The 4,705-nt window shown below is 62.1% G+C and carries 6 protein-coding genes; 2 read left to right on the top strand and 4 right to left on the bottom strand.

Features of this window, described 5'->3' with window-relative positions; genetic code table 11:
* Positions 1-88 precede the first annotated feature (88 nt).
* From O2807_12150 to O2807_12140, 3 genes are all read right to left on the bottom strand, one after another.
* Positions 89-499 carry a hypothetical protein gene (locus O2807_12150; GenBank protein ID MDA1001250.1) on the bottom strand — a complete coding sequence of 137 codons (411 nt, stop codon included), beginning with the start codon at positions 497-499 and terminating at the stop codon, positions 89-91.
* Between the two features lie 18 nt (positions 500-517).
* Entirely contained in the window at positions 518-781 is a 264-nt protein-coding gene (locus O2807_12145) for a hypothetical protein (protein MDA1001249.1), read from the bottom strand.
* A gap of 205 nt (positions 782-986) precedes the next feature.
* Positions 987-1,724: a hypothetical protein gene (locus O2807_12140; protein MDA1001248.1), complete on the bottom strand. Its 738-nt coding sequence runs from the start codon at positions 1,722-1,724 to the stop codon at positions 987-989.
* A 224-nt stretch (positions 1,725-1,948) separates the two neighbouring features.
* Here O2807_12140 and O2807_12135 point away from each other — a divergent pair, with 224 nt between their 5' ends.
* Positions 1,949-3,187: a Xaa-Pro peptidase family protein gene (locus tag O2807_12135; GenBank protein ID MDA1001247.1), complete on the top strand. Its 1,239-nt coding sequence runs from the start codon at positions 1,949-1,951 to the stop codon at positions 3,185-3,187.
* A 90-nt stretch (positions 3,188-3,277) separates the two neighbouring features.
* On the opposite strand, the gene O2807_12130 is transcribed toward O2807_12135, so the two are convergent.
* Entirely contained in the window at positions 3,278-4,336 is a 1,059-nt protein-coding gene (locus tag O2807_12130) for an Ldh family oxidoreductase (protein ID MDA1001246.1), read from the bottom strand.
* 206 nt (positions 4,337-4,542) lie between these two features.
* Between O2807_12130 and O2807_12125 the strand changes: the two genes are divergently transcribed.
* On the top strand, positions 4,543-4,705 hold a 163-nt coding region (locus O2807_12125), incomplete at its 3' end, for a twin-arginine translocation signal domain-containing protein (GenBank protein MDA1001245.1).

Raw genomic sequence — 4,705 nt, 5'->3', positions numbered from 1 at the left:
ACGCCGTTCTCGATGCATTCGGGAAGATGAAATAAAAAAAGCGCGCCCCCCGGAGGAGGCGCGCTTTTGAGGCTTGGTGAATGCGCTGCTAAATGGCCGTCGAGGCGTGGGCGGTGAAGATGGTCGGCTCCAGCTTCGGTTTATCGGCGAAGGCCGGATCCTCGTTCACCAGATTGGCGAGATACTCGTCCACAAACTCTGCGTTCGACCAGGTGGTCTTGTAGACAACTTTTCCATCTTTGCCGACGAGGTAGACGAAGTTCGGAAGGTTCCCGAGCGTCTCGTGGACCTTCTGATCCATCTCGTCGACGAGGATGGTGGCTTCCATCCCCTTGATCTGGGCGAGCTCCTTCGCGTAGCCCACCTTGTGCTCGTAACTTTCGTGGTTCTTGTACTGCGGGAAGCCGCGCTCGCCCGCGTGGGGCTCGCGGACGTAGAGGTTGAACACCTTGACGTCGCGGTCGGCGTATTTTTTCTGGAGCTCTTCGTAGAACGGCAACTGCCGCCGGTAGGGCGGTCACGTAATGGCGCCGGCCGTCAAGACGACGTACTTTTTCCCGATATAATCCGACATCTTGTGGACATTCCCCTGAATATCCTTGAGCTCGAAATCGGGGAACTGCTCGCCCGGGGGCAGGATGGAGGCGAACTTCTCGTAGAAGCCCTTCACCCGCTTGCTGCGGACCATCTTCAGGGTCTTGAAAACATCCAGGTACTGCCAGGACCAGAATCCCATCAGGGGACCATGCGGTTTCCGTGCGAAATCATTTGCTGGACGCATCTTTATTTCACTCCTCTCGACGGCCCGCCGGGCGCACGGCGGTTCTTAGGTTTGAGCCCGATTTCTAACCGAATCGCGGAAAAAGGGCAATGGGGCAGTGTGGGGAGCGTGCATGAAGCTAATAATTTCAGTAAATACAAACATTTATCCTGTGTATTGGCCGGTCCCGTTTTGCCTCGGTAAGATAGATACTCCACTAAACCGCTCAGGAATCGTTTTTAAATGAGAAGGAAAGCTGAGCGAGCGGATGCGTTTCCGCAGGGCGCTTCTTCCGCCTCCGGGGTGGCGGTGTTTCCTGGTGTCCCGATTTCTCTTTGGCGGGAGATTTTTCGCGGGCGGGGTGTGCCGCCGGAAGCGATGTTTTTTCCTCCGGGTTTCCGGTTCGGGCAGCGGCCCGGGCGGTCTCCAGAGCGCCCGTGAGATTGACGGGAGGAGGCTGCCAGGGGGGCGCTGGATTCTTCCGGCTCTGCCTGTCTTTCGGCATCAACTGGCCCTTCAGAATTTCGATCCGCCGGTAGAAGCCCGCGCTGTGCGGGGTCGAGGGAATGCCCAACAGCTTCCGGTCAAGGTGGTGCATGTACTCGTGGATCAGGGTGTCGAGAAATGTTTTTCCGGCCACCACCTTTCCCTTGACTGCCGTCAGGTTGGCGATGCGGATCACCTCATCCTCGAGGTAGTACGCCCCGTATTCCTTGTAGGCCAGGCGGCCGGCGTGCATCTTGTGGGGCTGGGGCTTGTGATCGACGCGGACGCGGACGAGAGGGACCTTGAAATTCCTTGAGAGGGCGTCCAGGAGCGATTGGCTGATCTCCTGTCGCTTCTCGGGCGATTCGGTGGCCAGCAGCGAGAGGGTGAGCATGCGCTCTGCCTCGCCCGGCTTGTAGGGGAGGGAGGGGATCCGGTTGGATTTTTCGAAATCCGGTGTGCTTCGGCGCGCGGCCATGGGCAGATTCCGCGGGCGGGAACGAACCGGTGGCGCTCTCCAGTATACCCGATGGCCCGCGAAGATGGGGGATGCGGCGGGATTTCTTGACACCTCCGGGTGCGGGTGCTAGCGTCGCCGCCTGTTCGGAAAATCTCACGCAATCGGCGATTTCCGGCGGTCCCCGACTGTTTGGAATCCGCCCGGAATCCGTTAATTTTGAAGGCACAAGGAGGATATTCAGGATGACCGAGTACCCCACCTGGGCGCGCGGCAGCATGATGGTTGACTGGGAGCACCGCATCGATTTCGACCGGATGCGCAGGGAGCGCGTCGAGAAGACGCAGGCGGCGATGAAGGAGGCGGGCATCGACGCCCTCATCCTGTGGAAGGATGAGAACGTCCGCTACCTCACGAGCGCCCGCGTCATCATGATCCAGTACCGCTCCTCCACGACCTACGGCGTCCTCCTCCGCCAGGAGGGAAGCCCCACTCTGCTCGCCTCATCGGGCGAGGCGCACCGCATCGCGGAGTGCATGCCCTGGATCGAGGATTATGTCCCGATCGGCATCCTCGAGGAGCCCGGCCTGGTCGAGAACACCGTCCGGGACGACATCGCCACCCGGATGGAAAAATGGGGGGTGGCGAGCGGCACCATCGGCCTCGACGGGCACACCTTCATGCAGCGCGCCGCCCTCGATAAATACCTCCCCGAGGCCACCTTCGTGGACGGCGAGCAGTTCATGTACATGAGCCGGGTGCAGAAAACCCCCGATGAGGTCGCCTGCCTCCAGCAGGCCTGCGCCATCGCCGATTCGGTCACCATCACCGCGCTGAACGCCGCCGTGCCGGGGGTGCGGGAGTACGACGTGGCGGCCGAGGCCATGAAGACCCTCTTCACTCACGGGGGCGAATTCGGCCATCTGGCGTCCCCCTTCGTCGCCTCGGGGGAGCACATGGCGCCGCCGACGCGCTTTCCCACCGACAAGATCATCCGCAACGGCGATATCGTCTTCATCGACATCGGCGCCTGCTGGAACGGCTACTTCGGCGACGGCGGAAGGGCCAAGATCGCGGGCGGCCCGCCGCACCCCATGCAGATCAAGGTCTACACCACCGTCTACAAGGCGCTGAAGGCGGGCATCGCCAAGATGCGGCCCGGCTACACGAACGACGATTCGGCGGGGGAATTTCTCGAGGTCGCGCGCGCGGCGGGCCTCGAGGAGAACTTCATCAAGCTCTTCATCGGCCACGGCTGCGGCATCTCCCCGAACGAGCCGCCCTACGTCGGCGAGGTGATGCCCGGCGCCGAGAGCGTCGAATTCAAGCCCGGTATGACGTTCGCCATCGAGCCGCTCATTTTCGTGCCGGGGATTCCCGGCGGCGCCGGGGTGCGCATCGAAGACCATATCCTCGTCACCGAGGGTGAGCCCGTCTACATGACGCGCGCGCCGTATTGCGAGGAGCTGATCGAGCAGGATTAATTCGAGCTGGATTTTCTCGAGCAGGATTTTTTCAAAGAGGGGGAGGGTGCACGCTGTGCCTTTCCCCTCTTATTTTTATGCGTCGATCTTTTATACGTCCAGCCTGTCCGCAAGCCCCAGCTCCTCCGCCATCCCGCGGAGCCCCTCGAGGACCTGCGGCGCGACGGAGATGCCTTTCTCGCGCATCTCGCGCTCCCTCTTGACCGCCATCTCGCCGGGGAGGCGGATGGGGCCCATCCCCTCCATCGGGGCGGAGTCCCTCAGCTCGCGGATGCGGAAGTCCATCTCGGCTTTGAAGTCGCCCAGATCGCGGAACAGGTCGGGCCGCATGGCGAAGAAGACCTGGCCGGTGTTGGTGGGGCTCTTGAAGTCCTGGTTGAAGTCGATGACCGCGCTGCCGAAGGCGGCCGAGTTCAGCACCCCGGCCAGCACCCCGATGATGACGTTCAGGCCGTAGCCTTTGTGCCCGCCGATGGGGACGAGAAAGCCCTCGCTCGCCCGCCGCGGGTCGGTCAGCGGCTCGCCCTTGCTGTTCACCATCCACCCCTCGGGCATCATCTCGCCGCTCTGGGCCATCACCTTCACCTTGCCGTAGGAGGTCACCGAGGTCGCCATGTCGAGGACGATGGGGGGTTCTTTGCCGGTGGGAATCGCGAAGGCGATCGGGTTCGTGCTCAGAAGCATGTCCACGCCTCCCCAGGGAGGCATGTGGTTGGCGTTTCCGATGGCCATGTACATGCCGATCATGTCGTGGGCGAGGGCGAGGGCGGCGTAGACGCCGCCGGCCCCGGCGTGGTTGCCATGGTGGATGCCGATCCAGCCCATGCCGGATTCTTTGGCCTTCTGGATGCCGAGCTCGGCGGCGCGGGTGACGACCACCTGCCCGAGGCCGTTGTCCCCGTCGAGGAGGGCGCTGACCGGGGTCTCCCGCTCGGGGCGGATGTCGGGCCTGAGGTTGTAGCCGCCCTCCTTGACCCTGCGGCAGTAGGGGGCGAGGCGGAAGATGCCGTGGCCGTGCATCCCGCGGAGATCGGCCTCGATCATCCGCTGGGCCGTGATTCGGGCGTCCCCGGCGGAGACGCCGTGGGCGGTGAAGGTGCTTTCGATGAATGCGGCGAGGCGATCCGCCGGGAAACGTATTTCCTCCATATTTCCTCCAAAAAGCGGGAAAGATGTATTTTCTGTGACGAAAACGCTTGTTCCTTTATGAAATCCTTACAGATAATTTGTATAGTGAAGGAGAATCGTGGCAGAGGGCCACTTTTCCTTGCGCGGGAGAATGTATCACAGGACGCCCCGCTTGTTTCCGCCCCTGGTTTCGAAAAGTCTGCCGCCAGATTTTTTTGGAGATATCCATGCCGTTTATCCGGAAGAAAGAATGGGCGATTCCCGAGCGGGAGGCCACGCCCGAATCTGTTTTTTGGGAGAGAAGGAAGTTCCTCAAGGGAGCCGCGGGGCTGGCCGCGGGCGGCATCCTGGGAGGCGCCCTGCTGGATGAGGCCGCTTCCGCCGCCGATC

Source organism: bacterium (genome assembly GCA_027622355.1).
In the GTDB taxonomy this organism is placed as follows: Bacteria; UBA8248; UBA8248; order UBA8248; family UBA8248; genus JAQBZT01.
The sequence above is the reverse complement of the archived record's forward strand: the minus strand, read 5'-3'. Positions and strand labels throughout refer to the sequence as shown.